Source organism: Roseateles sp. P4_D2 (assembly GCF_056401875.1).
This window is the reverse complement of sequence record NZ_JBFUIM010000012.1, coordinates 199053-225856: the sequence shown is the minus strand read 5'-3', so window position 1 is coordinate 225856 and position 26804 is coordinate 199053. Positions and strand designations below refer to the sequence as shown.

The window sequence follows — 26804 nt, the reverse complement described above, 5'->3', positions numbered from 1 at the left end:
CCTACTTCCTTTGCTCTTCCAGTTCGGCGACGAGGTCCCGCGCCATCTGTTCCGCACGCCGGAAATCGAACTCCTCGACGCTGGCCAGCAAGGCGGCCAGCGTGGCCTGCGGCAGCAGCCCGTCCAGACGCTGGAGCACGGGTGCGGCCAGGTCCGGGTTGTCGCTGTCCAGCGCGTCCAGCAGCTCATGAAGCAGGGCCGCCACCCGTGCCCTGTCGACGGACGGGCTGGCCGGCGCCGGCCGCGGTTCATTCGCGGCGGCGTCAGCCGTGAACGCCGCAATCGATCGGAGGGCCTGGGCGAAGGCGGCCTCGAACGGTGCCCATTCGTCGAAGGGGTCCCTGCCTTCGATCAGCCGATGCTCCAGGCGGCCGGCAGCGCGTGCCAGCTGGGGAAGAGCCAGGTTGCCCGCAGAGCCCTTGAGCTTGTGCAGCAGGGCGGTGGCTTCCTTTTCTTGCCCCTGGTTGAGCAGCTTGCGCAGCTGCGCCGCGCTGTCGCCGTTGTCGCGGGCAAACTTGGCCAGGAACTTCCGGTAGACGGCGAGGTCCTGCCAGACCTTGCGCGCGTCGGCCACCGAGATGCCTTCAAAGGGCACGCCGTCCTCGGCCTGCGGGCCGACCGGCGCCACGGCCTCGACGGATGCGATGTCGGCCGGCTCGCGCTGCGCGGTCAGGCGCTGAATGGCCGCGATCAGCTCATCGACGGCAAAGGGCTTGGCCACGAAGGCATTCATGCCGGCTTCCCGAGCCTCTTCCTGCTGGACCTTGAACGCGCCGGCCGTCAGCGCGATGACCGGAAGGTCTGCCAGGCCTGGCGTGCCGCGCAGCACGCGCGTTGCCTGGTAGCCGTCCATCACCGGCATCTGGACGTCCATCAGCACGATGTCGACCTCGCCGACATGGGCCGTCAGCCAATCCAGGGCCTGCAGGCCGTTCTCGGCCAGCTGCACGGTGGCGCCCTCGGACTCGAGGATGCGCAGCGCGACCTCGCGGTTGATGTCGCTGTCGTCAACGACGAGGGCGCGCAGGCCTACAAGGCGCTGCGTCGCCTCGGTTTGCGGGCTGTCGGACAGGGCCGCCACCCCCCGGCGGCGCATGGCCTGGGCCACGCTGTTGTACAGCGAAGAGCTGGTCACGGGCTTGTTGAGCACGCCGTCGATCAGCTCACTGCCCTCGCTCTTGAGGAGCTCGTCCCGGGAATAGGCCGTCACCATCAGCACGATGGGCGCTTGCTGTCCCTCCATCGTGCTGCGGATGGCCCGCGCGGTCGCCAGCCCGTCCAGGCCGGGCATCTTCCAGTCCAGCAGGAGCACGTCATAGGCCTCGGTGCCCTGGAGTCGATTGCGCACCTTGCCGAGGGCGGCTTCGCCGGAATCGGTCAGCGTGGGTGCCCAGCCCATGGCCCGAGCGGTCAGCGCAAGGTTTTCGCGCGCCACGTCGCTGTCGTCCGCGACCAGGACTTCCAGCTTTGACAGTGCCGCGGGCTGGTAGTTCTGGATCGGGACCCATTTGAAAGGCAGGCTGAACCAGAACTCGCTGCCTTTGCCTGGTGTGCTGATGACGCCGATCTCTCCGCCCATCTTGGTGACGAGCTGGCGGCAGATCGCCAGTCCTAGCCCGGTGCCTCCGAAGCGGCGAGTCGTTGACATGTCCGCCTGGGCAAAGGCCGAGAAGATGTGGCTCTGCTTCTCCAGCGGAATGCCGATGCCCGTGTCGCTGACCGAAAAACGAAGGCGAGCCGAGCCGTCGGTGCGCTCCAGCAGCGCGATGCCGACCTTGACGACACCGCTGGAGGTGAACTTGATGGCGTTGCTGGTCAGGTTGATCAGGATCTGTTCGAGCCGCAGCGCATCGCCGTGCAGTTCGCCACCAACATCGGGCGCCGGCGAGATGACAAGCTCCAGATCCTTGTCGCCCGCATTGGCGCTCATGATGTTGGCCAGGTTGTCCAGCACGCCGTCCAGGTGCAGGGGGGCCTCTTCGATCTCCAACTGGCCGGCCTCGATCTTGGAGAAGTCCAGGATGTCGTTGATGATGGTCTGCAGCGACCGGCCGGCATTGCGGATCTTCTTGACCAGGTCCAGCGCATCGGGCTCCAGCGGCTTGTTCGCGAGCAGGTAGGCCAGCCCGAGCACGGCATTCATCGGCGTGCGGATCTCGTGGCTCATGTTGGCGAGGAAGTCGGCCTTGGCGCGGCTCGCCGCCTCGGCCTCCTGGGTGCGAACGACCAGCTCCGCGGTGCGCCGCTCGACGCGCTGCTCCAGCTCCGCGTTCAGCGTGCGTACGGCCACCTCGGCTGTGCTGCGCTCGGCGATCTCATGCTCGAGCGTCTGCAGCATGCCGTTGAAGGATTCGGCCAGCTCTCCGATCTCGTCCTCGGTCGTCTTGCGGGCACGCAGGCTGAAGTCGCGCTGCTGCATGACCTGCTGCGCCACTTCGCTGACAGCCAGCATGGGCCGGGTGATGCGGCGCTGCAGCCGAAAGGACACCAGCAGGCCCAGGGCGAGGCTGCCACCGAGCACGACGCCGAAGATCAGGAGATAGTCCCGCAGCCATTGGGCGACGTCGTAGCGGCCATCGATGTAGACCGCTCCCAGTCGGCCATTGGCGCCATTGACCGGCAGCATCACGATCAGATTGCTGCGCAGGACCTGCACCCCCGCGGATGGCGGCTCGGCAGGCAGGGCCGCGCCGGGAGTGGCTGCGTTCACATAGCGCGCAAACAGCTTGCCGCCTGCCGTATAGATTGCCGCGGCATTGATGTTGGGGTCACCGCGCAACTGGCCGAGGGTGTCGGTGGCAACCTTGGAATCATCGAACTCCAGGGCTGTCGCGCTGCCCTGGCCGAGGATGTCGGCAAGCGTTGTCAGTTCGCGCGCCGAGCGGTCGCGGTTCTCCACCATGTCGTGATAGAAGAAGGCGGCGCTGGCCCCAAGCAGTGTGCAAGCGTTGACGGCAAGCACCATCAGCAGCAGCTTGGTGCTTATCGAACGCAGCCGGATCCTCATTCAGAGGCCCCTGGGTTCCCGCGCTGTGCGACAGCCAACAGGCGCGAGCTGATCTTGAGCCCATGCCGCTCCGCGTTGCGGACCGAGATCTCGAAGCGCACCCGGTTGTCCACCAGCATGAAGTTGATGACGCAGCCTGCGTCGATGCCGCCTGGGATGTCCGAGACCGTCAGTGTCGGCAGGGCCTTGTAGGGCTCGAGCGTGCGCCTGAGTTGCGGGGTGTCGGCGCCGCTCACAAAGATGAGCTGGACACTACGGGGCAGTTCTCCGGCCTTGAGAAGGCGCACCTCGACGGGGTGGTCGCTCAGTGAACGGCCCGACGTGAGCTTGTTGAGCTCGGTGGCGATGTCCCCGGCGCCGACGATGCCGATGGTGAAAGGCATCGTGGCATCCACGAAGGCATTCGGCGGCCACTCCACATAGCCGGCGAACTTGTACAGATAGGCGGCCTTGATCTGGGCTTCCAGCGCACGGCTGTCGTTGTCGGCGGCGCCGCTTTGCGCGGCGGCGAAGAAGAGAAGACCTGCGATCGCCATGCGCCGCAGCACTGGCACATTGCCGCGCCATTGCAGGAGGCACCCGAGAAATAGGCTCAGGCGCGGCATCAGAATCTCGCCGTGGCGGTGATCTGGGCGGTGCGCCCGACCATGATCGGGTCGGCCCCGGTAGCGCCGCCCTGCGCGAACTCGCGGTGATTTGCATGCAGGAGATTGCGCGCCGAGACGGCGAAGGCCAGCCTGTCGGAGTACCGCCAGCCGACACGCGCATCGGCCTCGTTGTAGCCGGGCACGGTGGTGAAGCGCAGCTTGGCGACCCGCCGTAGCGTGACATCGATATCCACGCCCGCCGCCAGCGACCAAGAGGACTGCAGCCGAACCTGGTAGCGGGGATCGTTTCCGGGCGCGATGGCGGCCACGTTGGCGCCGCTGAAGCGCTCGTACATCGAGGTCAGTCCGGCATGAACAGCCCAGCTCCTGCTGACCTGGTAGCGGCCCCAGGCCTCGACGCCATAGACCTCCGCTTTGGATGCATTGATCAGTACGAAAGTGCGGTCGCTCAGGCGCCGGTAATTGCGCAGGCTCGAGTAGCGGCTGCCGAATACCGTGACCGAGTAGGACAGGTTCTCGCTGGGTTGAGCTCGCGCGCCAACCTCCAGCGTGTTGGCAATCTCCGAGCGGAAGTTGGGGCCGCCCGCCAGCTGGTAAGGTGGCTGCGCTGGCACGAAGAACTCGACATCGATGCGGGAGGGCGTGCGCACTGCACGGGACGCTGCGCTCCACAGCAGCAGTTGGGGCGACAGTTTCCAGCCCAGCCGCGCACTTGGCATCCATTCCGTGCCCGTGTAACTGTTGTGCTCGGCCTTGGTGCCCAGCGTCAGCGTCGCGGTCGGCGAAAGCTGGCGCTCATGCTGGACGAAGGCATTCGTCCAGTGCAGGCGCCGGGATGCGGGCAGAAAGGCCAGGCTGCCGTAGTTGCCGACTTCGTCCTCGGCCATGCGGTGGCCGCCGCCAAAGATCCACTGGCTGCCCTCGCTGGCAGCCAGCAGGTACTGCAGGTCGACATCGACGACCTGCAGGTTCTCGTTGTAGGAGCCAGGGACATCGCGCCAGGAGCGGTCGACGTAGGTCTGCAGATTCAGCGTGGCGCCGTCGTCCATCGGTCGTACCCAACGCGCCAGCAGGTTGCCACCATGGTGGCGCTGGTCGGCGGCATTGGGCTGGCTGATCGACTCCTTGTAGGCATCGCCCTGCAGCGTCAGCGCGCCGCCGCCGGCGTCGATACCCGCCCGAAAACCCAGCTGGAGCTTCTCGAAGCCATCGTCGGCATCGACGCCGCTGGCTCGCTCGCTGTCCTGGCGGCGGTTGTACTTGGCATAGGCGCGCACGGCGCCGCCGCCATCGAAGCGCCAGCCATGGCGCAGCGACAGGCCCTGGCTGAGATTGCCGGCCGCCGCCGACGCGAGCGTTCCCAGGCTGCCCTCGGCGGGCGTCGTGATGACATTGATGACGCCGTTGACGGCATTGGCGCCCCACAGCGTGCCGCCCGGGCCGCTGACGACCTCGATGCGCTCCACGTCACCCAAAGGCACGTCCTGGGATTCCCAGAACACGCCGGAATACAGCGGCGTGTAGACGCTGCGGCCATCGATCAGCACCAGCAGCTTGTTCGCCGTGGCCGAATTGAAGCCGCGCGCGCTGATGGCGTACTGGCTGGCATTGATGCGTGCAACCTGCAGGTTGGGTGCCAGGCGCAGAGCCTCGGCCAGCGTATTGACGCCGGCGCGCTGGATGGCCTCCTTGGTGATGACGTAGATTGAGGCCGGCGCGTCGGCCAGGCGCTGCTCCCGTTTCGACACCGAAGTGATCTCGATGTCGCCGAGCTGTTCCAGCGACAGGTCTGCCAGGTTCGTGTTGCCAGCCGCGCTGGCCACGCCCTGTGCCATCACCAGAAGCGAAAAGAGCAGGCCCAGGCCATGAACGCAGCGCGGCGCGCGCGGCCACCGTTCAACTCTCCCACCTGTCTCCTGTCTCGGCCGGCTGCGCAGCGTCTCAGACATGGCCGCCTCGTTCATTTGATTTGTAGGTCAGCTCATTCTGTGAGTCATGTGCTACAGAGGCAACGCAAACACAATGGCCGCACCGTCGTTATGGTTTTTCAGAAGTTGGCCGGGAGCCTGAAGTGGGGGTCCCGATGGCTGTCGCGCCGCAAGTTTGTCAGTTGATATGGTAAGTTAGCTTTAGCATCGGCCGGACGACTTCAGGCCGCTCTGTGGCGGATGGCGTCGTCGATCGCAGACAGCAGATCACCCTGGTCAAACGGTTTGGCAACCCGGCGGAACCAGAGGATCGGCTCGCCGTCACCCTCGGGCATGGCGTCGGCCCCCGCGCTGATGGCGATCACCGGAATGCTGGCGGTGCGCGGATCCTGCGACAGCAGTTGAAAGGCCTGGCGCCCGGTGAGTTCCGGCATCCGGTTGTCCATCAGGATGACGGCGGGCGCATGGGCAAGGGCCAGCGCCACACCCTCGCGGCCGTTGCTTGCCGTGATGAGGCGCAGGTCCGGCCGATGCAACAGCTGCGCGCGCACGAGGTCGTGGCTGGGCAGGTCGTCTTCAACCAGCAGTACGGTGAGCTGCGGCTGGATGTCGCTCACGCCGCCGGGGCGCTCCTGTGGGCCGACGCCGATCTCCGGCTTTCGCGACACGGCTTCACCGCCAGCCAGCTCGAACCAGAAGCAGCTGCCCGTTCCGGGCGTGCTGTCCACGCCGATTCGGCCGCCCATCAATTCGACCAGGTGCCGGGTCACGACCAAGCCGAGGCCCGTGCCTTCCACGGCGCCCGGGCCTTCGCCGGAATGCCCCAGCCGATTGAAGGCCTCGAAGAGCTGGGCCAGCTCCTGCGGGCGCAGTCCGGAGCCGCCGTCTTGTACTTCGATGCGCACACGCTCGGCGCCGGAGGGTCGCACCCGCAGTTCAAGCGCACCGCCCGGCCGGTTGTACTTGATGGCGTTGGACAGCAGGTTCAGCAGCACCTGCTTGAGTCGCGTTCGGTCCGCCACAACGGCCAGCGCGTCTGGCGGCGCCTCGAAATTCGTTTGCAGGCCGCGGGCCTGGGCTTGCGGCATGACCATGGCCTCGCACTCGGCCAGCAACCGGCGCAGCGGCAGTACCTGCATGTCGAGCTTCAGCTTGCCGGCTTCGATCTGCGACAAGTTGAGCAGTTCACCGATCAGCGTCAGCAGGTGCTCGCCGGCCTTCTGGATATGGGCGTTGAAGGCAGCTTGCCTTTCCGCGGGCAAGCCGTGGCCCGGGGAGGCAAGCATTTGCGAGAAGCCGATGATGGCGTTCAGCGGCGTCCGCAGTTCATGGCTCATGCGGCTCAGGAACTCGCTCTTGGCCTGGTTGGCATGCTCGGCGGCGCGGGTGGCAGCGACGAGCTCGCGGTTGGATGCTTCCAGCTGTTCGGTCCGCAGGGCCACCCGGTGCTCGAGCTGCTCGTTGAGGTCGCGCATGGTGGCTTCCACCGCCTTCTGGACCGTCACATCCTGCAGGGTGCTGAACCATCGCAGGCCGCCGACCTCGGCCACCTCCTCGAGGGGCTCGATCACCTGGGCCACCTGCACGACTTCGCCATCGGCGCGCACCAGGCGGTATTCGACCTCGACCTTGGCCCGCGTGCGCGCCGCTTCGAGGCTCGCACTGCGGTAGCTGGCCCGATCGTCGGCATGCACCCGTTGATTCATCCAGTCACGTGTCGTGCGCGGCATGTCCTGCGGCGCGCAGCCGACGAGCTGGGGCAGGGTGTCGGACCAGCGCTCGAAGGAGCCGTCCGGGCGGGTCACGACGTGGCTGAGCTTGGCCACCCCCTGGGCGCGCCGCAAGCCGGCCTCGCGCTCTCGCAGTGCCGCTTCCGCCTGCATGCGCAGGGTCACGTCAAGCGGTGCGACGAAGCGGGCAGGCCGGCCTTCATAGAGCAACTCATGCGAGGTGATTTCGACGTAGATCAGCCGCCCGTCCTTGAGCCGATGCCGCCAGATGCCGCTGTTGAACACCTCAGCCGGCGTCAGTCGCACCGACGTCTCCACGGCGCCCACGTCTTCCGGTGGGCGGATGTCGCGGATGGACATCGAAAGGAATTCCTCGCGCGTGTAGCCGTATTTCTGGCAGGCCACCTCGTTGACGTCGAGAAAGCGCAGCGTCTGCAGGTCATAGACCCACATGGGCAAGGGGTTGGCCGCGAAGAGCTGTTGATACCGGCGTGCGTGCGAACCGCTCATTTGCCTCGACTCAAGCGTTGACCGGCGCTTGCTGCGCAAAACCTTCCTGCCTCGGTGAGCTGATTTTCCGGATCTGGCGACCATTCGTTCGCTCCTGCAAGCGTGGCCATGGTTCCGCAGCGCAACGGCGCGCCGTTCTGACTCTAAGTCCAATCTGCCATGGCGCGCCGTAAGTAACACTTTGCTTGCCTGCATGGGCTTGAAAGCTCAGGCAGTTGTCCGACACGCGAACCGTCCCGACCGGTCTACCGTCGTCGCCAGAACCATTGGCTGGAGCGACCATGGCGTCGATGCCGTTGCTGCTGTTGCCTGGGCTTCTGAACGATGCCCGGGTGTGGGGGCCCATTCTTCAAGCGATCTCCCAGGAGCGCATCGTGGAAAAGGGGCAGACCCACATCGCCGACAACGTCGGCGCGCTCGCCGCTGCGTCGCTGGCGCGCATGCCTGCGGGGCGCTTTGCTGTCGCCGGGTTCTCGCTGGGCGGCTATGTCGCGCTGGAGCTCTGCCGCCAGGCGCGGGACCGGGTCGCGGGCATCGCACTGATCGACACCAGCGCGCGCGCCGACACGGCCGAGGCCAGGCTGAACCGCCAGCGCATCCTCGATCGCCTCAAGGCGGGCACCGCGACGTTCGAGCAGGTTGTTGCAGAGCTTTCCGCTCGTCTGCTGCATCCGGCGCATGCCGCCGATGAAAAACTGCTCGACCTGTTGCGCGACATGGCGCGTACCGTCGGGGTCGGCGGCTTCGTCCGTCAGCAGACGGCGGCGATGAATCGCGCCGACCGCCGCGACGTGCTGCAGACGCTGGAGTGTCCGGCGCTGGTGGTCTGTGGCCGCGAGGACCAGGTCACGCCGCCCGAGCGCAGTGAGCAGATGGCCCACTTGCTCAAGGGTGACGTCGAGTTGCTGCTGGTGCCGCAGGCGGGCCACCTGACGACGCTGGAGCAGCCGGAGGCGGTCGGCGAGGCCGTCCTGCGTTGGCTGGCGAAGGTGGATGCCTCGTCATCAACGCGTTCAACCGTGGGCTCCGGCGCCTGAGCCGAAGTGCAGCGGTGGTGAAACCGGTCAAACGGGCAGTGTTGTACCGGATGGTCATGCCGGAGCATGTCTGCCCGTTCGGGCTGAAGTCGTTGGATCTGCTGAAGCGCCACGGCTACGAGGTCGAGGACCACCCGCTCACCAGCCACGCCGAGACCGAGGCATTCAAGAAGGCGCAAGGCGTGCAGACCACGCCTCAGACCTTCATCGATGGCAGGCGCATAGGTGGGCACGATGACCTGCGCGCGTTCTTTGGCCACCCGGTGAAGGACGAGGGCGCTGCCACCTACCTGCCGGTCGTCATGTTGTTCGCAATGGCCGCGGCGATGTCGTTGGCCATCGGCTGGGACGACTACGGCGGCCTGCGCATCGTCCAGGCCATGGAGCGTTTCGTGGCCCTCTCGATGTGCCTGCTGGCCCTTCAGAAGCTGCGTGATGTCGAGGCCTTTTCCACCATGTTCCTCAACTACGACCTTCTGGCCAGGAGGTGGGTTCGCTACGCCTACATCTATCCGTTCGCAGAAGGACTGGCCGGCATCCTGATGCTGGCAGATGCGCTCAGGTGGCTGGCGATTGCCCTGGCGCTTTTCATAGGGGTGGTGGGTGCGGTGTCTGTCTTCAAGGCGGTGTATGTCGACAAGCGCGAGCTGAAGTGTGCCTGCGTGGGTGGTGACAGCCGCGTGCCGCTGGGCTTTGTCTCGCTGACCGAGAATCTGATGATGGTCGCCATGGCTTGCTGGATGGCGGTGAAGCCCGCCGGCCTTGGAGTCCCCTGACATGGCTCACACGTGCAGTGTTCCTCGCCCGCCGCTGTGGTGCTGAGGCCAGCGCCGCGCAGGCACGGGCGCTTCTTCCCATGGCGAGGCAGCGGCCCGCTATCCAGCAGCAGCGATCAAGCCTGACTTTCGGCCTGCAGGGCCGCCTGGACCGCAGGGCGCTGGCGCGTTCGCGCCTGGTGGGCCGCCAGGTTCTCCAGGCCCGCGATGTCCACACCGACGCGGCCGGCCCAGCCGGTGACCACGAACAGGTAGGCGTCGGCCACGGTGAAGGTCTCACCCATCAGGTAGGACTTCCCGGCCAGTTGCTGGTTCACCCAGCCAAAGCGATCGAGCAGCTTCTTCTTGAAGATCGGCTTGTCCTCTTCGGGCAGGGCCGGATTGAACAGCGGCGAGAAGCCTTTGTGCAGTTCGCTGCCGACGAAGGCCAGCCATTCCTGCACGCGCGTGCGTGCCAGGGTGCCGGCCGGTGGCAGCAGGCCTCGGTCGGGCGCGCGTTCGGCCAGGTACTGCACGATGGCTGCGTTCTCAGTGATGCGCTGGCCGTCGTCCAGCTCCAGCAGCGGCACGTAGCCGCGCGGGTTGATGGCGTAGTAGTCACTGCCATCGAGCAGTTGGTGGGCCTTCAAATTGACCTGCACGGTTTCAGCGGCCAGGCCCGCCTCCAGCACCACGATGTGTGGGCACAGCGAACAGGCACCAGGGGCGAAGTAGAGCTTCATGGAAAGGTCTCCTTGCGAGCGAGCGTGAGCCATGCAGGCTAATCCAATCGCTTCAGTCGTTCAAACCTCGAGGATTGCCGGGTGAGGGCAGGGCGCGCAACGCGCCCGCCCGGACCATGCCGCCGCTCAATCAGTCAGCGCCTGCCGTGGGCGGCCATTGCAGGCCGAGCTGCTCTCCGATATGGGCCCGCAGCGCTTCCAGGGACACAGGCTTGGTCAGGAACACGTTGACGCCGGCCTGCAGGCAGGCGGCACGGTGCTCGGCGGTGGCCGAGGCCGAGACCGCGATCACAGGCACGGTGGCCAGATCGGCCTCCCGCCGCAGTCGGCGCGTGGCTTCCACGCCGCCGACAGACGGCATCACGCTGTCCATCAAGATCAGGTCCGGCCGGAAGCTCCTCGCCGCTGCCAGCAGTTCGCTGCCATCGCTGGCCTGCGCCACTTCGAATCCGGCGTTGGTGAGGAAATCGCACATCAGCGTGCGGTTCGCCGCCACGTCGTCGACCACCAGCACGCGTCGCGGCGGCCCCGTGTAGCGCGCCACGCCGGGCATCCTGCGAGGCGCGGCCTCCGCCGGCTGCGCTATTGGCAACGGCAGCTCCACGCGGAATCGGGAGCCGCGCCCGAACTCACTGCTCACCTGCACTTGTCCGCCCATGTCGTTCACCAACGCGCGGGTGATCGCGAGCCCCAGCCCCGTGCCAGCACTGCGGTGCTGCACGTCGCCCACCTGCTCAAAGGGCTTGAAGATACGCTCCATGTCGTCGGGGCGCATGCCGACACCGGTGTCCTCGATATCCAGCCGCAGCAACACCTGCCCGGGGCCAGTCGGCTCAGCACGGGCGCGCAGCGCGACCGTGCCGTGGTCGGTGAACTTGATCGCGTTGCCCAGCAGGTTCAGCAGCACCTGGCGCAACCGGCGCTCGTCGGCCAGCACGGCCTCGGGCAAGCCCTCACCGGCCTCGAACACGAAGGCCAGACGCTTCTCGTCTGCCTTCACCCGCATGAGGTTCACGACCGTCTGCAGCAGGCCGGTCAGGTGTACCGGCTCCGGGTTCAGGTCCGTGCGGCCGGCCTCGATGCGCGCCAGGTCGAGGATGTCGTTGATCAGCGCCAGCAGGTGTTGCCCGCTCTGGTGGATGGTGTCCAGGCCGCGCGCCTGGCGCGCGCTCAGGCCGCCCTCCATGGTCAGCAGTTGCGCGTAGCCGAGGACGGCATTCAGCGGTGTGCGCAGCTCGTGGCTCATGCCGGCGAGGAACTCGCTCTTCGCGCGGTTGGCCGCTTCGGCTGCGTGCCGGGCGGCGCGCTCGGTCTGGAGCATCCCGCGCTCGAGTTCGATCGTCGCGGCATGCGCGCGATCCCGGGCATCCAGCTTCGACAGGGTGCTTCGCACCTGGCTTTCGACCGCCTCCTCGCTGAGCGCGAGCACCCTGGCGATCTCGGTGTAGGCGTTCCCCTGAGCGATGAATCGCAGGACGCTGATCTCCGCCGGCGTGAGGTTGTCGTCGATGATCTGCTCGGCCAGTTCAAATGACCCTTCCGACGGAAGCGCGTGGCGGCCGGCGTGCACGGCGCGGATGGCGTCGAGCAGCTCCTTGTGCAAGGCGTTCTTCAGAAGGTAGCCGCGCGCGCCGGCTTGCAAGGCGCGCTGCGCCTGAGCGTCGCCGGCATAGGTGGTGAGCACGATGATCCGGGCTTCGGGAAACTCGGCCCGGATCGCGCCGATCGCGTCAAGCCCGCTCATGCCGGGCATCTGCAAGTCCATCAGCGTGACGTCCGGGCGGTGCGCGCGGAATTGCTGAATCGCTTCGCGTCCGTTCGCTGCTTCCGCCACGAGGGCCATGTCCGGCTCCACGGAAAGCAGCATCGCGATGCCCTGCCGCACGATCGGGTGATCGTCGACGCAGAGAACCTGGATGCGGGTCAGATCTTCGGTCATTCGCCGACCTCGCTGGGTGCGAACTTCTTGTGGAGGAACCACGATCGAGCCGGTACTGGCCGACTGTACGCCTGCGAGCTGGGCGCACTGAATACCACTTCCGTTCCGGTCCCCGGGCCGCTGCGAACCGCCAGCTTGCCGCCGACGAGCTCGGCGCGCTCCCGCATGCCGCTCAACCCGAAGTGCCCTTGTTTTTCGCCCGCGTGCAGCACTTCCGGGTCGATCCCCTTGCCGTCGTCGCGAACCCGTACGCACAGCTGCCGCTCGTCGTAGCCAATCCCGACCTGGATCTGCTTTGCATCAGCGTGGTGGAAGGCGTTGCGCAGCGCCTCGCCGGCGATGCGGAAGGTCTCGTCGCGCACCAGCGGATGCAGAGCTTGCGGCGTTCCCTGCACTTCGACATGCGCCGATGCCGCGTGACCGCTCTCGTTCGCCAGATCCTCGGCGAGCGCCCGCAAGGCGTCCGCCAGGTTGTTGGTCTCCAGCGCCGAGGTCCGCAAGCCCTGCACGGTGTCGCGGCCCTCCGTGATCGCCTCGGCTGCATGGTCGATGGCGCCCGCAAGGATCTGCCTCGACTCGCGCGGGCGATCAGGCAGCAGGTTGAGCGCGGCCTGGAACTGCAGCAGCAGCCCGTGAAAACGCTGCAACAGGGTGTCGTGCAGGTCGCGAGCGATGCGCGTGCGTTCGGCAATACGCGCCTCCAGCGTCGCCTCCAACTGCCGATGCAGCCGCCGGATGCGCATGTGCAGCCGGAGTTGGAAAGCGCTCCATGCCAGGCCGATGAGCAGGACGGCGCCGGCCAGGCGGAACCAGGTGGTTTGGTAGAAGGCCGGCGGAATGGCGAACTCGAGCTGCGCGCCTTCCTCGTTCCACACGCCGCTGTTGTTGGACGCCTTCACGCGGAAGCGATAGTTGCCGGGCGGCAGATTGGTATAGGTGGCCTGGCGCCTGTCGATGGCCTCCTGCCAATCGTTGTCGTGCCCCTCCAGCCTGTAGCGAAAGCGCGTGCTCTTCGGGTCGACCAGGCTCAGCGCGGTGAACTCGATCGTCATGTCGCGGACCAGCGGGGGCAGACGAAGGCCGTTCTCGACCGCATAGGGCCTGTGGTCGGCGAGCAGAGCTTCGATGTGAACCGGCGGCGGCAGCGGGTTGAAGGGCAGGTGGTCGGGGGCGATCACCTGGACGTCTGCGCCCGACACGAACCAGAGCTTGCCGTCCGGCCCTTTCGCCACGGGAGGGTTGAAGTAGGCCGGCGTGAGCGCCAGCAGCGGCACGCCATCCGCGGCCCCCCAGACCTTCGTGGCGACCCGGCGGCTCGGGTCGGCGATCCAGGCAGCCAGGTCATCACGCAGAACCCGCACGAGTCCGCAGGACGCATACATCCACAGCGACCCATCGTCGTCCAGCGTCGACCAGTGCACTGTGTTGCAGGGCAGGCCGTTGCCGACCGCGAGCGTGGTGACGCGGCCATCCTTGATCCGGCTGAGGCCTCCCTCTTCGGTGGCGGCCCAGACCGCCCCGTCGGCATCGAGCCGGAGACCGGCGACGTGGCCCGCGCCCAGCCCTTCGGCGGGCGTGTAGGCGGCCTGGACCTTGCCGTCCTTGAAATACAACACCCCACCGTCCTGCCAGAAGGACAGCCACAAGCCACCTCGGTCGGCGACGACGACCTTGGCCTGTTGCCGGCGACCGAGCGCGGCCCACGGGATGTTCTCGGCGAATCGGCCCTTGTGCAGCCGTGCAAGGCCATCGTTGCCTGAAAGCCAGAGGTCGCCCGCCCCGTCCCCCGTGATGGAATAGATCTCTTTGCTGGGCACACCGCTGACGGCGACGAAGCGGTCGTTCGCAAAGTAGGCGAGGCCACGGCCCGTGCTCACCCAGAGTCGCCCCTCGGCGTCCTGGTGCAGGGACTGCACCCTGGCGTCGGGCAGGCCGTCGCGTTCCCTGTAGACGGTCGGTCTCGCGCCCTTCCATCGGGCCAGTCCATCGCCGGTTGCCACCCAGACGCTGCCGTCCGTCGTGGCCAGCACAGACTTCGTGCCGTCATTGGGCAGCCCTTGTTGCAAGGAGAGGGTGGTGACAGGCAGCTTTCGGAAGCGGTCTATTCCCTTCTCGCTGCCGAACCAGATGTTGCCCTCGCGGTCTTGGAAGAGACTGCAGGCGATGTTCCCGGAGAGGCCGTCTGCCCGGGTGAACGCGTCGGCCTGCCCCTCCTGCAAATGGAGGATCCCGTGGCCTTCGGTTCCGATCCAGAGCCCGCCATCGCGGTCCCGCAACAACTTGTTGGCCTTGACGTCGCGGTCAGCTAGCCATTCATCGGGCTTGGCAGCGCTTCGCATCGGAGCAGGCACCAACCTGTCGCCGTCGATGCGCTGGATTCCTGCGCCACGGATGCCAATCAGGAGCTGTCCATCGGCGGTCGTGCTCAGGTCGCCCACTCGCGCGCCTGGCGTCTCGAATCGTTGCGGCGTCCCGGGCTTCCATCGCCAGAGGCCCGAGTCCGCACCCACCCACAGCGCCCCGGATTTGTCTTCGGCCAGGCTCCAGACGAACTGGCCAAACCCGCCTTCGGGCATGGAACATTGGGCCTGACCTGCGCGGATGGCGCACAGCCGTCCCTGTTCGCCCAGCAGGCCGGCCCAGACCGTTCCGTCGCGGTCCTCGAACAACGACGTCACGAACCCGTTGGGGATCTGCGGATAACGGGTCAGCTCGATGCCATTCCAGCTGACCAGGCCATTGAAGGTGCCAATCCAGAGCGTGCCATCGCGGGAAACCAGCAGGGCGTAGGGATTGCTTGGCAGCGACTGGCCTCTCGGTGGTTGCCAGGGAACGAACCGAAGGCCGTCGAAGCGAAACATGCCAAATGACCCACCGACCCAGAGATAGCCGTCGGGGGTTTGTGCCATCGCAAAGACGAGGCCCAGCAAGGCGCCGTCCCGAGCAGTCCACGAGGTGTGCGCGTACTGGGATACCTGCAGGGGAGGATCGAGCGCGAGGGCAGGGGATGGCGAGGTGAGCAGAGCCGAAGCCAGGAGCAGACCCGGCAGGAGGTGTCTCTGACTCTGGCCTTCCAGTTGCCCCACTGAATTCCTTTGCCTTCGCTTGCCGCTGGCAGCAAGTGAGCAGCGTATCGCGAAAGGCCCGTTACCGGGAGCTTCAGAACTTCATTGCCTACTGGACGCAGGTTCGGCAAGGGCTTCGTGGGGCGTGGCCGGCGGCTCGGAGCCCTGGGACGGTGTGCCATCGTCCCGGTCGATCGGATGGCGGACGGGAGGGGCGCGGTGCCCGACAAGCGTTCAGTGGGCCTGCACTGCCTGAACCACGGGCGCGGGTTGAGCGACCGGAATCTCCCTTTCGGTTTCTTCTTCGAGCTCGACCTGAACAAAACCGATCGCCAATTCACGCGTCAGGACCTCGCGATCGCATGCCCTCTCCCAGATGGATACGACGACGCAGGCCACCGCATTGCTCATCGTGCTCGTCAGAGCCCGCGCTTCGGACATGAAGCGGTCGATCCCGACCAGCAGAGCCACGCCTGCAACGGGCAGGTCAGGCATGACGGTCAACGTGGCGACCAAGGCGACGAACCCACTGCCGGTCACGCCAGCCGCACCCTTCGATGTCAGCAACATCAGCCCCAACATCGCACCGATCTGTCCCCAGCTCAAATGGATGTCGCAGGCTTGCGCAATGAACATCGACGCCAGCGTCAGGTAGATGGCGGTGCCGTCCAGGTTGAAGGAATATCCCGTGGGCAGCACCAGACCGACCACGCCCTTCTTGCATCCCAGCCGCTCCAACTTCATCAGGAGCCGGGGAAGCACGGGTTCGCTGGATGAGGTGCCCAGAACGACCAGCAGTTCCTCCCGGATGTAGCGGAGCAGCTGCCAGAGCTTGAACCCGTGCGCACGGGCGAGCAGGCCCAACACAACCACGACGAAGAAGACGCAGGCGACGTAGAAGGTGCCAATCAGCATGCCGAGGGAGCCGATGGACTTGATGCCGTACCTGCCGACGGTGAACGACATCGCACCGAATGCACCCAGCGGGGCCAACCGCATGACGAAACCGAACGCAGCGAAGAGCATGTGCGAGAAGCTGTCGATGCTGTACAGCACGACGTGCCCCCCACGGCCGATGCGCGTGAGTCCGAAGCCGCACAGCACGGCCAGCAGCAGCACCGGCAGGACCTCGCCCTCGGCAAACGCACCGAAGAAAGAGGTGGGAATGATGTGGAGAACGAACTCGACAAATCCGCTCGGCGGCACCTTGCTCGTGTATTTGGCGACCACCGCTGCATCCAAGTGGGTGGGGTCGACGTGCATGCCCGCGCCAGGCTGCATGACGGATACCGCGACCAGGCCCGTGAACAGCGCGATGACCGTCAGCGCATAGAACAGGCCCATGGCCTTGATCAGCGTCTTGCCAATCTCCTTGGACTCTCCCAACGACGTGATGCCACTGACGATCGTGCAGAACACGATGGGGGCGATCATCATCTTGACGAGCTTGACGAACCCGTCGCCGAGGGGTTTGAGGGAAGCGCCGAATTCCGGCCAGTAGTGACCAACCGTGATGCCCACCACCAGCCCGATGAGGACTTGAACGTAGAGCATCTTGAGAAGCTTGGGAATTTGCATCGCTTGTCTCCGAATTTATGAAACGCGTACTGCGCCGTCGGTCTTGGCCGACTCTTCAGCGCAGGGTGGCCAGCACGCGGTCGACCATCACGCCGGACTGCCCGAGGTAGTTGTTGGGGTCGCACAAGACGGCCAACGCATCTCGATCAAGATGTTTGTTGATCTGCGGGTGCTCGCAGAGCAGGTCGAGCAGCGGCCGCTGCTGCCTCACAGCGTGACGGCAGATGTCGTAGACCAGGTCGTGCGCGAATTCGCGACCGATGTACGGGCCCAAACCCATCATGACGGCCTCGCTCATGACCAGGCCGTGCGTCATGTCGATGTTGCGGCGCATGGCGGCCGGGTCCACCTCCAGCCCTTCCAGCACGAAGCGCGACTGCTTCAGCGCGCCAGCCATCAGGCAAAAGGCTTCGGGCAGCACGATCCACTCGATCTCCCACGGCCCGGTGCTGCGTTCGTGATCCGCGACCATGGCGTCCATGAGTGCGGCGGCATGTTGGCGCACCACCGAAATCGCCGCATGGATGTAGCAGCTGGAGATGGGGTTGCGCTTCTGCGGCATCGTGCTGCTGGAGCCGCGGCCGTGGGCATAAGGCTCGAACACCTCGCCCACTTCGGTCTGCATCATCAGCTTCACGTCCATGCTGAGCTTGCCCAGCGTGCCGCCGACCAGGCCCAGGAAGGCGCCTACCTCGGCGATGTTGTCGCGGATGGTGTGCCAGGCGATCACGGGCTGGCCCAAGCCCAGCTCAGCGCACAGGCCGGCCTGGGTCTCCATCGCGTGGGTCTGTAGGGATGCCAAGGTGCCTGCCGCGCCGGCGAACTCACCGACCAGCACGCGCGGCCGCAGCTGGGCCAGTCGTTCACGGTGCCGCTCAATGGCCGACAGCAGGCCAGCCATCTTGTAGCCGAAGGTGACGGGAATCGCCTGCTGCAGGTTGCTGCGCCCGATCATCGGCGTCAGGCGATGTTCGCGGCACAGCTTGGCCAGCGCCGCCGAGATCGCCGTCAGCTCATCGTCGACGAGCTGAAGCGCCTCGCGGATCTGGAGCACGGTGGCGGTGTCCGTGATGTCTTGCGTCGTCGCGCCCCAGTGGCAGAACTCACCCAGCTTGTCGCGGCACAGCAGGTTCAGCTGGGAGACGACGCCCAGGATCGGATAGCCGATTCGTTCGGTCTGCAGGCGCAGCTTGGCCATGTCGATCTGGTCGAGGTGGCAGTGGCTGACGATCTCGTCGGCCGCCTCCTGCGGAATCAGGCCGAGCCGCCCTTGCACCTTGGCAAGTGCCGCTTCGATGTCGAGGTACTTCTGCGTTCGGTTCTCGTCGGACCACACGTGACGCATGGCTTCGGTGCCGAAGATGCCCTGGAAGATGACGGAGTCGATGAGGGTGGAAGCCATGGGGAGTGTCTCCAGTGGGGGTGAGGATCAGTGCCATGCGCGCTGCAGCAGCCGCTGCGCGCGCAGGACCACGGGGCGGTCGACCATGTGGCCGTCGAGCCGGGCGGCGCCGGGTGAAGCCGCGTCGGCCGCGAGCACCCGGCGAGCCCAATCGAGGTCCTGCGCACTTGGTGCGAGTGCGGCGTGAATGATGGCCACTTGCCTGGGATGGATGCAGAGCTTGGCTGTGAAGCCGAACCGACGCGCCCAGGCCAGCTCAGCCAGCAACCGCGCCTCGTCGTCGAGCTGTGTCGTGACGCCGGCCACCGGCCCGGCAATGCCGGCGCAACGGGATGCGAGCGCGAGACGGCTGGCGGAGAAAGCAAGGCCATCGGCCTGGTCGCTGATGTCGATGTCGAGGTCCAGCGCGAAGTCGAGCGTGCCGAACACAAGCCGTGAAACGCCGTCACAGCCGGCCAGCGCGTCTGCATTGGCCACGCCTCGCGCGGATTCGATCAGCGCCAGCACGTCGACGGCAGGCGCGTTGGCGCGCAGCTCCCGGACATGCTCGGGCGACTCGGCCTTGGCCAGCATGGCCCTGGGCAGCCTCGTGTCGCGCAGCAGCCGCAGGTCGTCGGCGAATTCGCCGCTCTCGGCGTCGTTGACGCGCAGGACGATCCTGTCCAGCTCGGCCGCCGTCCTCAGCCTTGTCCAGGTCGAGATTGCATCTCGCGCCGTCGGCTTGTCCTCCTGCGCCACGGCATCTTCCAGATCAAGCACGACGGCATCGGCGCCGCTGGCCAGGGCCTTGTCAAAGCGCTCGGGGCGATTGCCCGGAACGAAGAGGTAAGTGCGGGCCGGCATGTCAGACAGCCTCGGCCGCATGAAGCGCCCGGATCGCGTCGGTATCCATCCCCAGCTCCGTCAGGATGGCGTCGGTGTGCTCGCCTAAAGCGGGCACGGGGTCCATGCGAGGGCCCTCATCCCAGGAGCCGGGCGGCAACAGCGCGGGCACCGGCCCGGCGGACGTGCCGACCTCCCGCCAGCGCTTGCGCGCCTGCAACTGCGGATGCGCCCAGACGTCCGCCATCGTGTTGACGCGCGCATTGGCGATCTGAGCCTGCTCCAGGCGTTCAACCACCTGCGCCACCGTCAGCGCGCTGAAGGCGTCTACGATCAGGGCGCGCAAGGCGACCCGCTCTGCCACCCGTCTGGCGTTGCCGGTGAAGCGAGGGGCGGTCGCGAGGCCCGGCTGCAAAAGGACCTTCTCGCAGAAGTTGACCCACTCGCGCTCGTTCTGCAGACCCATCATCACCGTGCCTCCGTCGCCCGTGGGGAAGGGACCATAGGGATAGATGGTGGCGTGGCTGGCCCCCGTGCGCGGCGGTGGTGGTGCGCCTTCGAAGGCGTAGTAGAGCGGGTAGCTCGTCCACTCCGTCAGGCACTCCAGCATGGAGATGTCGATGTGCTGGCCTCGGCCGGTCTGGCTGCGTTGCATCAGCGCGGCGAGGATGTTGGTGTACGCGTACATGCCTGCCGCGATGTCTGCGATCGACGGGCCGGCCTTGCTGGGCTCGTCGGGCGTGCCGGTGACGGACACGAAGCCGGCTTCGCTCTGGATCAGCAGGTCGTAGGCCTTCTTGTCGCGATACGGGCCGTCGCCGCCATAGCCGGAGATGTCGCACACGATGATCCCGGGCTTGATGGCGGACAGGCGCTCATAACCCAGCCCGAGCCGCGCGGCGGCGCCGGGTGCGAGGTTCTGCACGACCACATCCGCCTTCTCAAGCACCAGTCGCTCCAGCACGCGCGCGGCCTCCGGATGCTTGACGTCGAGCGTCAGGCTTTCCTTGGAGCGGTTGGTCCAGACGAAGTGCGAGGCGAGGCCCCGCACACGGTTGTCGTAGCCACGCGCGAAATCGCCGCTGCCCGGGCGCTCGATCTTGATGATTCGCGCTCCGAGATCCGCAAGCTGGCGCGTCGCGAATGGCGCGGCGATGGCGTGCTCCAGCGTCACGACGGTCAGGCCTTTGAGGGGTTGCATGATTGGTGTCCTAACGCAGCGTTGCCGTGGCGTCCATCGTCAGCCAGCCGTCGTGGTCCATCGCCCAGAGGTGCACGGTCTTGCCGTCGTCCTGAAGCGCGCCATTGACGCGGAAGGCATTGAGGTCGAACGTCGGCCGCAAGGCCTTGAACTGGAAGGTCGCGACATCCGCGTCGGGAAGCTGGCGCCGCAGCAGATCCATCAGCAGCGTGGCGATGAGCGGGCCATGGACGATCAGGCCTGGATAGCCTTCGACCTCGGTGACGTACTTGCGGTCGTAGTGGATGCGATGCCCGTTGAAGGTCAGCGCCGAGTAGCGGAACAGCAGGACGTCGTCGGGCACGATCACGCGCTGCCAGGGCGCATCAACCTGAGCCGCCTGCGGGGGCGGCGCGACGTCATCGGCGCGTTGGGCCTCGCGGTAGACGATGTCGTGGAACTCGACCAGCGCCGGCTCGGCCGCGCCGTTGCAGCGCAGCTCGTGCCTCACCTTGACGAAGACCAGCGGGCCCGTGCGCCCATTCTTCGTCTTCACGTCGGCGATGGTCGAGGTGCGGCTGACGCGATCCCCCACGCGGACCGGCGAATGGAACTCGAACTGGCTGCCCGCCCACATCCGCCGCGGCAGCGGCACCGGCGGCATGAAGCCGCCTCGCCTGGCATGGCCGTCGGCGCCGATCTCAGACTGGCGATGCAGCGACAGGAAGTACAGCCAATGCCAGAGCGCAGGCAGGGCGGCACCCGGTTCGACCGGCGCCGAGGGGTAGTCCAGGGTGGCGGCCAAGGCCGCGACGGGTGTCGGGGTGATCGTGTCGTCGGCGGTCGCGGTGCGGCCGATCCATGCGGCGAGGTCGTCCATGTCGAATCCTCCGGTCAGAAGTTGTGGCGCAGGCCGACCTCGAGGCCCTTGGACGTGCCGCCGCCGGCCATGCCGGACGCGCCACCGGGGACCACATAGGTAGCTGCGCCCTTGTTGTTGATCACGGACAAGGTCGTGTAGGCGGCACTGCGCTTAGAGAGGTCGTACACATAGCCGACCGCCAACTGCTGGGCGTCGTTGGCGTCGATGGACACCGTGCCGACCTTTCCGGACAGGTTGGCGCGGTTCAGCGAAATCTTGACGGTGCCGCTACCGACCGGGATCCACGCACCCAGCAACAGGTTGGTCTGCTTGGCCGTTGCCTGCTTGAACTGGCGCAGGGCCGCGCTCAGCTGCACGGGGCCGAAGTCATAGCTGCCCGCAACGACCTGGTCACGGAACGCGTTGCCTCCGGTCAGGTTGTTCGTGCTGCGCGACGCGGCGGCCGAGACGGTGAAGCCTTTGCCGGTGTATCCCAATCGGCCCCCGGTGAACTTGTTCTTTCCGTCAGCGGTGGTCCCGCCCTCGCCGGCGGCGAGCATCACGCCGCCTTCCAGGCCGCCGAGGTCGCCTGGAAGGATGTACTGCACGGAGTCGCCCGACCGGACGGTGGTGTTGAGCCCCGACCCAAACGCTGACCGGATCGGCCCGTTCGGCGTGGCCGAGATGAAGTTGTTGGCGCCGCCCGCTCCCACATAGGCGAACGGGTCGAAGCGGTTCCAGTTGAGGTAGTTCGGCACGTAGTCGCGCCCCATCCGGAGCTCGCCCCAGTCCTTGCTGATGAGATGCACGGTGGCGCGCCTGTCCCAGAACTGCGTGCTGGCGACTTGGGTGCCCGAATCGAGCTGGAAGCCATGCTCCAGGTGGAACCCTGCGGAGAGGTTTCCGCCGAGGCTCTCGACACCGCGAACGATGAGCTTGCTGGTCGAGTTCGATCCGCTGACCAGCGAGCTCACTGACCCTCGCCCCTCGTTGGACACATAACGCGCGGCGGCGTCGGCGACACCGGCAAGCGTCACGCCTTGCGACCAAGCGGTCGATGCCGAGCAGGCGACGAGGCCTGCGATCACGATTCTTGAATGCTTCATTTTCTGTCTCCGGTTTGTTCTGGTTGATAGGGGCGAGGGCTCAGTCGGCTTTCAACTTGGCCCGCTGCACGACGCTTTTCCACTTGGCGACTTCGCTCTTCACCAACGCACCGAAAGCCTCGGGCGTGCTGGTCTGGACATCGGCACCGTGGTCCTCGATGCGCTTGACGATTTCCTTGTCGGCCAGCACCTGGTTGAGCGCCTTGTTGATCTTGTCGACGACGGCCTTTGGCGTCTTGGCCGGGGCGAAGATGCCGTACCACTGCATGACATCGACGCCGTCAACGCCGGCCTCCTTGAGCGTCGGCACATCCGGCAAGGCGGCGACGCGCTTGGGACCGGCCACCGCCATGGCGCGCAGCTTTCCGTTCTTGACGAAGGGCAGCGCGGTGAACAGGCTCGGGAACATGAACTGGGTCTGTCCGGCGATGGTGTCCGTGATGGCCGGAGCTGAGCCCTTGTACGGGATGCCCGTCATGTGCACGCCGGCATTCAGCAGGAACAGCTCGGCCGCGAAATGCGGCGCCGTGCCATTGCCGGCGGAGGCATACGCGAAGGCGTCGGGCTTGGCCTTCAGCTGCGTGACCAGGTCCTTCACATCCTTGACCGGCGCGTCGACGGTCGAAACCATCAGCGTGGGTGAGTAGCCGACCAGACCGATGGGCTCGTAGTCGGCAACGGGGTCGTAACGCAGCTTCTGCAGCGCCGGATTCATCCCATGCGTGCCGATGTACCCGAACAGCAGCGTGTAGCCGTCGGGCGTTGCACGGGCGACGTACTCGCTGGCGATGGAGCCGGTGGCGCCGGCACGGTTGTCGATGATCATCGTCTGGCCGAGCAGCGGGCCCAGCTTTTGAGCGATGGTGCGGGCCATTGCATCGTTGCCGCCGCCGGCGGCCGTGGGCACGACGATCGTGATGGTTTTGGCAGGGTAGGGCGCGGCCGTCTGCGCCTGGCTGGCCGGTGTTGCGGCGACGAGAGCGCCGGCGATGAAAGGGGTGAGAAGCAGTTGCACTTCGTCGTCTCCGTTGTTGGATTCCAAGGGCTTCGAGAACACATAGCCAGGCACATGGAGGTCGCCCTGCATGATCTTTCTGGCGGTGCGGACCAATGCGGCGCGCGTCACGCGCGCGTCCTCACCGCAGCCGTCGATCTCAACGGCGACATTGATGCGACCCTGCGGATGCAGGACCACGACGTCATGGATTCGCGGTCGCATGGCAACGCCGCTGGCGACGGTGCCTGGCAGTGCGAACGCCGTGGCAACGCCGATGGCGCCGGTGACGGCGTGCGATGCATGGCAGCGCTTGGGCGTGAAGTAGCGCGAGGTGATGCTGTCCGGGCCATCGCCTGGGCTCACCAGAACCGGCTTCGGGATGACGCTGTTCGTCACGTCTCCCAGGCCCATGATTTCGCCCGCATGGCGGCGCAGCCGCTCGATGCGTTCCAGCAGGCCGGGATGCTCGTCAAGTTGAACCGGCGTCTCACGGCCGCTGACGCCGAGATCGGACGCCCGGATGATCATCAGCGGCATGGCGGCATCGATGCATGTCGCCGCGATGCCGTCGATGAGGTCGATGCGGCGCCCGGTCGGAAAGACCGCGCCCGTCACGGCGCCCCAGGCGTCCAGGAAGTTGAGATAGATCGGCGCCGCTGTGCCTGCAACGCCGTCGATGCGGGTATCGCCGTCGTAGCGAACGCAGCGCTCAGGGGTCTGGACGGTGACCTCGATGCGGGAGCGGGTGTTGACGTTGAACACACGGACGGTGGTCAGGCCGTCGTTTGCCGGAATCAAGCCCTGCTCGATGGCGAACGGGCCGACGCCCGACAGCATGTTTCCGCAGTTGGGACGGGTATCGACGGATTGCTGCCCGACGCCAACCTGCGCGAAGAGGTAGTCGACATCGCAGTCCGGTTGGGACGACCGCGACACGATCGCCACCTTGCTGGTCAGCGTGCTGCCGCCGCCGACGCCATCCACCTGAAGAAGATCGGATGCACCGATGGCACCGATCAGCGCCTGGTCACGCGCCAGGTCATCTTGTGGAAGCCACTCACGAAGGAAGAACGGACCGCGGGAGGTGCCGGCGCGCATGAGGACGCAAGGGAGGCGGATGGAAGACATGGCTGAATGATCTTCAGCAACAGATCGTCTGTGAATTGCATTGTTAGAATCGATTGATCCACAGGGCGCATCAATCTAGGGTGCCCGTTTCGGCCCGCCGAGAAGGAATTCCATGGCGCTGAACTTCGATCTGAACGATCTGCAGGCGTTTCGCGCCGTGGCCGAACTGGCCAACTTCCGCCAGGCGGCGGAGGCCGTGAACATCTCCCAGCCCGCCTTCAGCCGACGCATCGAGAAGCTGGAAGAAGCGCTGGGCGTCAAGCTCCTGGAGCGAACGACCCGGCGCGTCAGCCTGACCGCTGTGGGCCGGGACTTCGCGCGAAAGGTCCAGGTCATGCTCGATGACCTGGATGCCACGTTGCTCGGCATCAAAGGCATTGCCGCCACCCGCATGGGTGAGGTCACCATCGCCTGCGTTCCCTCGACGGTCTACTACTACCTCTCGCAAGTGATCCGGCGATACCGCGACCGCTATCCGAAGATTCGTGTGAAGGTGTTTGATGCGAGTGCGAACGAGGTGCTCGCGGCCGTGTCCCGCAACGAGGCTGACTTCGGGCTCAACTTCATCGGCAGCCAGGAACCAGAGATTGAGTTCCAACCCCTGCTTGAGGAGCGCTTTGTGGCGGCTTGCCGAAGAGACCATCCGCTGGCGAACAAACGCCGTGTGAGTTGGCTGGATCTTGCCGCGCACGACTTCATCACGGTGGGAAAGTCCTCGGGCAACCGGCTGCTGATTGATCAGGCGCTGGCCGGGGTTGTGGGCAGGCCCCAGAGCCTGTACGAGGCGCAACACGTGACCACGTTGCTGGGGTTGGTGGAGGCCGGGCTTGGTGTTGCTGCAGTGCCCTCGTTGGCGATGCCCGCGCGTGACCATCCCTTGCTGGTCAGCATCCCTCTCGATGGTCCAGAAGTGAAGCGCGTCGTCGGTCTTATCAAACGTCGGGGGCGAGGGCTGGCGCCCGCAGCACAGCAACTCTTCGACTTCTTTGCGGAGATCTCGCCGTCGACATCAGCTCCGTTGCTCAAGCGCAGACGTGCCAGGATTTGATGATTCAGGATGTTCGGTTGGCTCAGCGATTGTTGGACAGGCAGGTGTGCTGCGGCGGAACGGCATACGCAAGAGGCACACAACGCACAGCAGAGAGAAAACCGTTCCTGCAAGCAGCGTGTAGCGATAGTCGTGTTCGGACAGGTCGAGCATCGGCCCTTGGACGCTGCTGACCAGGATCGTGCCGAAGATCACCATCAGATCTTTGGTCGAGTTGAACTGCACGAATCTGTCGCGCGGGAAAAGCGCCATCGGCATTGATGCGGCAGCCGTGAACCATGCGCCGGAAATCACCACGTGGGCAAAGTAGAAGACGCGGAAGCTGGCGGCGTCCGACACCAAGGCGAAGCCGGCCGCCGAGATGGCGCAATACACCGTCATGATGGCTACCGAGACCCGCACCGCACCCAAGCGATCAGCCATCGATCCAATGGCAAAGGCCGATACGATGGACACCGCATAGCCTGCTGCCGTCAACGCGCCCAGCGTGGCCTTCTGGATGCCGGCCGCGTGCGCGTAGTGCAGATAGAAGGTGTTGAAGGGGCTGAAGGTGACGCTCGCCAGCACGAAGGCGGCGACGGCCCACCCATAGGAGCGATGGCGAAAGCAGGCCAGCACGTGGTCGAGGGGAAATCTCAGCCGGGGCTCCGTCTTGTCAGCGGGCGCGGCGTCGGGCGGCAAGGGTGTCTCCTTCAGCATCAACGCCATCGCGAGGATAGGCAGGCAGAAGAAGAGGCCGACGCCCAACAGGACCTCGCGCAGATGGTGATCCGTGAGCGCGAAGATCCAGTTGTGATACGCGATGCCGATCGTCAGGCTGACGATGCGGAACACCGCAAAGAAGCGACCGAGCAGGCCCGCGGGCACGAGGTCATTGACGAGGCCGTTGAACAGCGAGAAAGCGCTGATGGCGGCACAGTCGAATGCGGCCCAGAACAGGCTGAACAGCGCGAGTCGGCAGTTGTGCAGGCCGGGTGACCAGCCGCCCAGTGCAGCATCAAGCCAGCCCGCCAGCGTGGGTGAGGCAGCCAGGCCCACCATGGCCACGAGGCCGGTGGGCGCTGCAACCATCAGAAAGGGCTTGCGCCTGCCAAGGCGGCTGCGGCAGCGGTCCGAGTGATAGCCGGCCAGGGGTACCAACAGCAAGCTCAAGGCGGCGGGCACCGTGGACAGCAGCAGCGAGATCGTCGTGTCAGACGCCGCGTGCCGGCGCAGCAGCTCCAGTGCGCTGGGCACGGCAGCGCGGTCGCGCATCGAGACGCCGAAATCGCCGCACAGCAGCCAGAGCAGCAGGGCGCCCAGCCCGACAAGGCTGAGCGGCACAGCCGCCCCAGCTCTCGCAGCCAGTGCGCGATTCAT

At 66.1% G+C, this 26804-nt stretch carries 18 protein-coding genes; 3 read left to right on the top strand and 15 right to left on the bottom strand.

Going from position 1 to position 26804, the window contains the following annotated elements; genetic code table 11:
- Position 1: 1 nt before the first annotated feature.
- The 4 genes from AC1DW0_RS21470 to AC1DW0_RS21455 form a co-directional block, all read right to left on the bottom strand.
- A complete protein-coding gene (locus AC1DW0_RS21470; protein ID WP_477947878.1) occupies positions 2-3007 on the bottom strand; it encodes a sensor histidine kinase, YfiR-like protein-associated in 3006 nt (1001 codons plus the stop codon).
- On the bottom strand, positions 3004-3612 hold the full coding sequence (locus tag AC1DW0_RS21465; RefSeq protein WP_056193206.1) for a TOL_0243 family YfiR-like periplasmic protein: 609 nt from the start codon (positions 3610-3612) through the stop codon (positions 3004-3006). Before AC1DW0_RS21465 ends, AC1DW0_RS21470 begins: the two co-directional genes overlap by 4 nt.
- Positions 3612-5450, bottom strand: a complete 1839-nt coding sequence (locus AC1DW0_RS21460) for a TOL_0244 family TonB-dependent receptor (protein ID WP_477947875.1) — start codon at positions 5448-5450, stop codon at positions 3612-3614. Before AC1DW0_RS21460 ends, AC1DW0_RS21465 begins: the two co-directional genes overlap by 1 nt.
- A gap of 314 nt (positions 5451-5764) precedes the next feature.
- Positions 5765-7783 (bottom strand): PAS domain-containing hybrid sensor histidine kinase/response regulator, encoded by a 2019-nt coding sequence (locus tag AC1DW0_RS21455; RefSeq protein ID WP_477947873.1) that lies wholly within the window; start codon positions 7781-7783, stop codon positions 5765-5767.
- Between the two features lie 281 nt (positions 7784-8064).
- On the opposite strand from AC1DW0_RS21455, the gene AC1DW0_RS21450 reads away from it, so the two are divergent.
- Both AC1DW0_RS21450 and AC1DW0_RS21445 read left to right on the top strand, forming a co-directional pair.
- Entirely contained in the window at positions 8065-8820 is a 756-nt protein-coding gene (locus AC1DW0_RS21450) for an alpha/beta fold hydrolase (RefSeq protein WP_477947871.1), read from the top strand.
- Between the two features lie 17 nt (positions 8821-8837).
- Positions 8838-9596 (top strand): MauE/DoxX family redox-associated membrane protein, encoded by a 759-nt coding sequence (locus AC1DW0_RS21445; protein WP_477947869.1) that lies wholly within the window; start codon positions 8838-8840, stop codon positions 9594-9596.
- A gap of 116 nt (positions 9597-9712) precedes the next feature.
- On the opposite strand, the gene gstA is transcribed toward AC1DW0_RS21445, so the two are convergent.
- The 10 genes from gstA to AC1DW0_RS21395 all read right to left on the bottom strand — a co-directional run bounded on the left by gstA (position 9713) and on the right by AC1DW0_RS21395 (position 24397).
- Positions 9713-10318, bottom strand: coding sequence for a glutathione transferase GstA (gene gstA, locus AC1DW0_RS21440; RefSeq protein WP_477947867.1), 606 nt, complete (start codon positions 10316-10318; stop codon positions 9713-9715).
- A gap of 130 nt (positions 10319-10448) precedes the next feature.
- A complete protein-coding gene (locus AC1DW0_RS21435; RefSeq protein WP_457355543.1) occupies positions 10449-12257 on the bottom strand; it encodes a response regulator in 1809 nt (602 codons plus the stop codon).
- Positions 12254-15187, bottom strand: a complete 2934-nt coding sequence (locus AC1DW0_RS21430; RefSeq protein ID WP_477947864.1) for a sensor histidine kinase — start codon at positions 15185-15187, stop codon at positions 12254-12256. Before AC1DW0_RS21430 ends, AC1DW0_RS21435 begins: the two co-directional genes overlap by 4 nt.
- A 369-nt stretch (positions 15188-15556) precedes the next feature.
- A complete protein-coding gene (gene dctA, locus AC1DW0_RS21425) occupies positions 15557-16900 on the bottom strand; it encodes a C4-dicarboxylate transporter DctA (RefSeq protein ID WP_477947862.1) in 1344 nt (447 codons plus the stop codon).
- Between the two features lie 55 nt (positions 16901-16955).
- Positions 16956-18302 carry a class-II fumarase/aspartase family protein gene (locus AC1DW0_RS21420; protein WP_477947860.1) on the bottom strand — a complete coding sequence of 449 codons (1347 nt, stop codon included), beginning with the start codon at positions 18300-18302 and terminating at the stop codon, positions 16956-16958.
- 27 nt (positions 18303-18329) lie between these two features.
- Positions 18330-19145, bottom strand: a complete 816-nt coding sequence (locus tag AC1DW0_RS21415) for an HpcH/HpaI aldolase/citrate lyase family protein (RefSeq protein ID WP_457355535.1) — start codon at positions 19143-19145, stop codon at positions 18330-18332.
- Position 19146: 1 nt separating this feature from the next.
- Positions 19147-20325, bottom strand: coding sequence for a CaiB/BaiF CoA transferase family protein (locus tag AC1DW0_RS21410; RefSeq protein WP_457355533.1), 1179 nt, complete (start codon positions 20323-20325; stop codon positions 19147-19149).
- A gap of 10 nt (positions 20326-20335) precedes the next feature.
- A complete protein-coding gene (locus AC1DW0_RS21405; protein WP_457355531.1) occupies positions 20336-21184 on the bottom strand; it encodes an HTD2 family dehydratase in 849 nt (282 codons plus the stop codon).
- Between the two features lie 14 nt (positions 21185-21198).
- On the bottom strand, positions 21199-22254 hold the full coding sequence (locus AC1DW0_RS21400; protein WP_477947857.1) for a porin: 1056 nt from the start codon (positions 22252-22254) through the stop codon (positions 21199-21201).
- Positions 22255-22312: 58 nt separating this feature from the next.
- Positions 22313-24397 (bottom strand): 4-oxalomesaconate tautomerase, encoded by a 2085-nt coding sequence (locus AC1DW0_RS21395; RefSeq protein WP_477947855.1) that lies wholly within the window; start codon positions 24395-24397, stop codon positions 22313-22315.
- A gap of 112 nt (positions 24398-24509) precedes the next feature.
- Between AC1DW0_RS21395 and AC1DW0_RS21390 the strand changes: the two genes are divergently transcribed.
- Positions 24510-25445, top strand: a complete 936-nt coding sequence (locus AC1DW0_RS21390; protein ID WP_457355527.1) for a LysR family transcriptional regulator — start codon at positions 24510-24512, stop codon at positions 25443-25445.
- On the opposite strand, the gene AC1DW0_RS21385 is transcribed toward AC1DW0_RS21390, so the two are convergent.
- On the bottom strand, positions 25407-26804 hold the full coding sequence (locus tag AC1DW0_RS21385; RefSeq protein ID WP_477947853.1) for an MFS transporter: 1398 nt from the start codon (positions 26802-26804) through the stop codon (positions 25407-25409). The two genes, AC1DW0_RS21390 and AC1DW0_RS21385, sit on opposite strands and share 39 nt — an antisense overlap.

What these genes read in the sequence shown, in the direction of transcription:
- AC1DW0_RS21450 (WP_477947871.1), top strand. Translation starts at nt 8,065, where the DNA reads ATGGCGTCGATGCCGTTGCTGCTGTTGCCTGGGCTTCTGAACGATGCC.
- AC1DW0_RS21405 (WP_457355531.1), bottom strand. Translation starts at nt 21,184, where the DNA reads ATGGACGACCTCGCCGCATGGATCGGCCGCACCGCGACCGCCGACGAC.
- AC1DW0_RS21455 (WP_477947873.1), bottom strand. Translation starts at nt 7,783, where the DNA reads ATGAGCGGTTCGCACGCACGCCGGTATCAACAGCTCTTCGCGGCCAAC.
- AC1DW0_RS21415 (WP_457355535.1), bottom strand. Translation starts at nt 19,145, where the DNA reads ATGCCGGCCCGCACTTACCTCTTCGTTCCGGGCAATCGCCCCGAGCGC.
- AC1DW0_RS21470 (WP_477947878.1), bottom strand. Translation starts at nt 3,007, where the DNA reads ATGAGGATCCGGCTGCGTTCGATAAGCACCAAGCTGCTGCTGATGGTG.
- AC1DW0_RS21465 (WP_056193206.1), bottom strand. Translation starts at nt 3,612, where the DNA reads ATGCCGCGCCTGAGCCTATTTCTCGGGTGCCTCCTGCAATGGCGCGGC.
- AC1DW0_RS21395 (WP_477947855.1), bottom strand. Translation starts at nt 24,397, where the DNA reads ATGTCTTCCATCCGCCTCCCTTGCGTCCTCATGCGCGCCGGCACCTCC.
- AC1DW0_RS21435 (WP_457355543.1), bottom strand. Translation starts at nt 12,257, where the DNA reads ATGACCGAAGATCTGACCCGCATCCAGGTTCTCTGCGTCGACGATCAC.
- dctA (WP_477947862.1), bottom strand. Translation starts at nt 16,900, where the DNA reads ATGCAAATTCCCAAGCTTCTCAAGATGCTCTACGTTCAAGTCCTCATC.
- AC1DW0_RS21460 (WP_477947875.1), bottom strand. Translation starts at nt 5,450, where the DNA reads ATGGCACAGGGCGTGGCCAGCGCGGCTGGCAACACGAACCTGGCAGAC.
- AC1DW0_RS21410 (WP_457355533.1), bottom strand. Translation starts at nt 20,325, where the DNA reads ATGCAACCCCTCAAAGGCCTGACCGTCGTGACGCTGGAGCACGCCATC.
- AC1DW0_RS21385 (WP_477947853.1), bottom strand. Translation starts at nt 26,804, where the DNA reads ATGAATCGCGCACTGGCTGCGAGAGCTGGGGCGGCTGTGCCGCTCAGC.
- AC1DW0_RS21420 (WP_477947860.1), bottom strand. Translation starts at nt 18,302, where the DNA reads ATGGCTTCCACCCTCATCGACTCCGTCATCTTCCAGGGCATCTTCGGC.
- gstA (WP_477947867.1), bottom strand. Translation starts at nt 10,318, where the DNA reads ATGAAGCTCTACTTCGCCCCTGGTGCCTGTTCGCTGTGCCCACACATC.
- AC1DW0_RS21390 (WP_457355527.1), top strand. Translation starts at nt 24,510, where the DNA reads ATGGCGCTGAACTTCGATCTGAACGATCTGCAGGCGTTTCGCGCCGTG.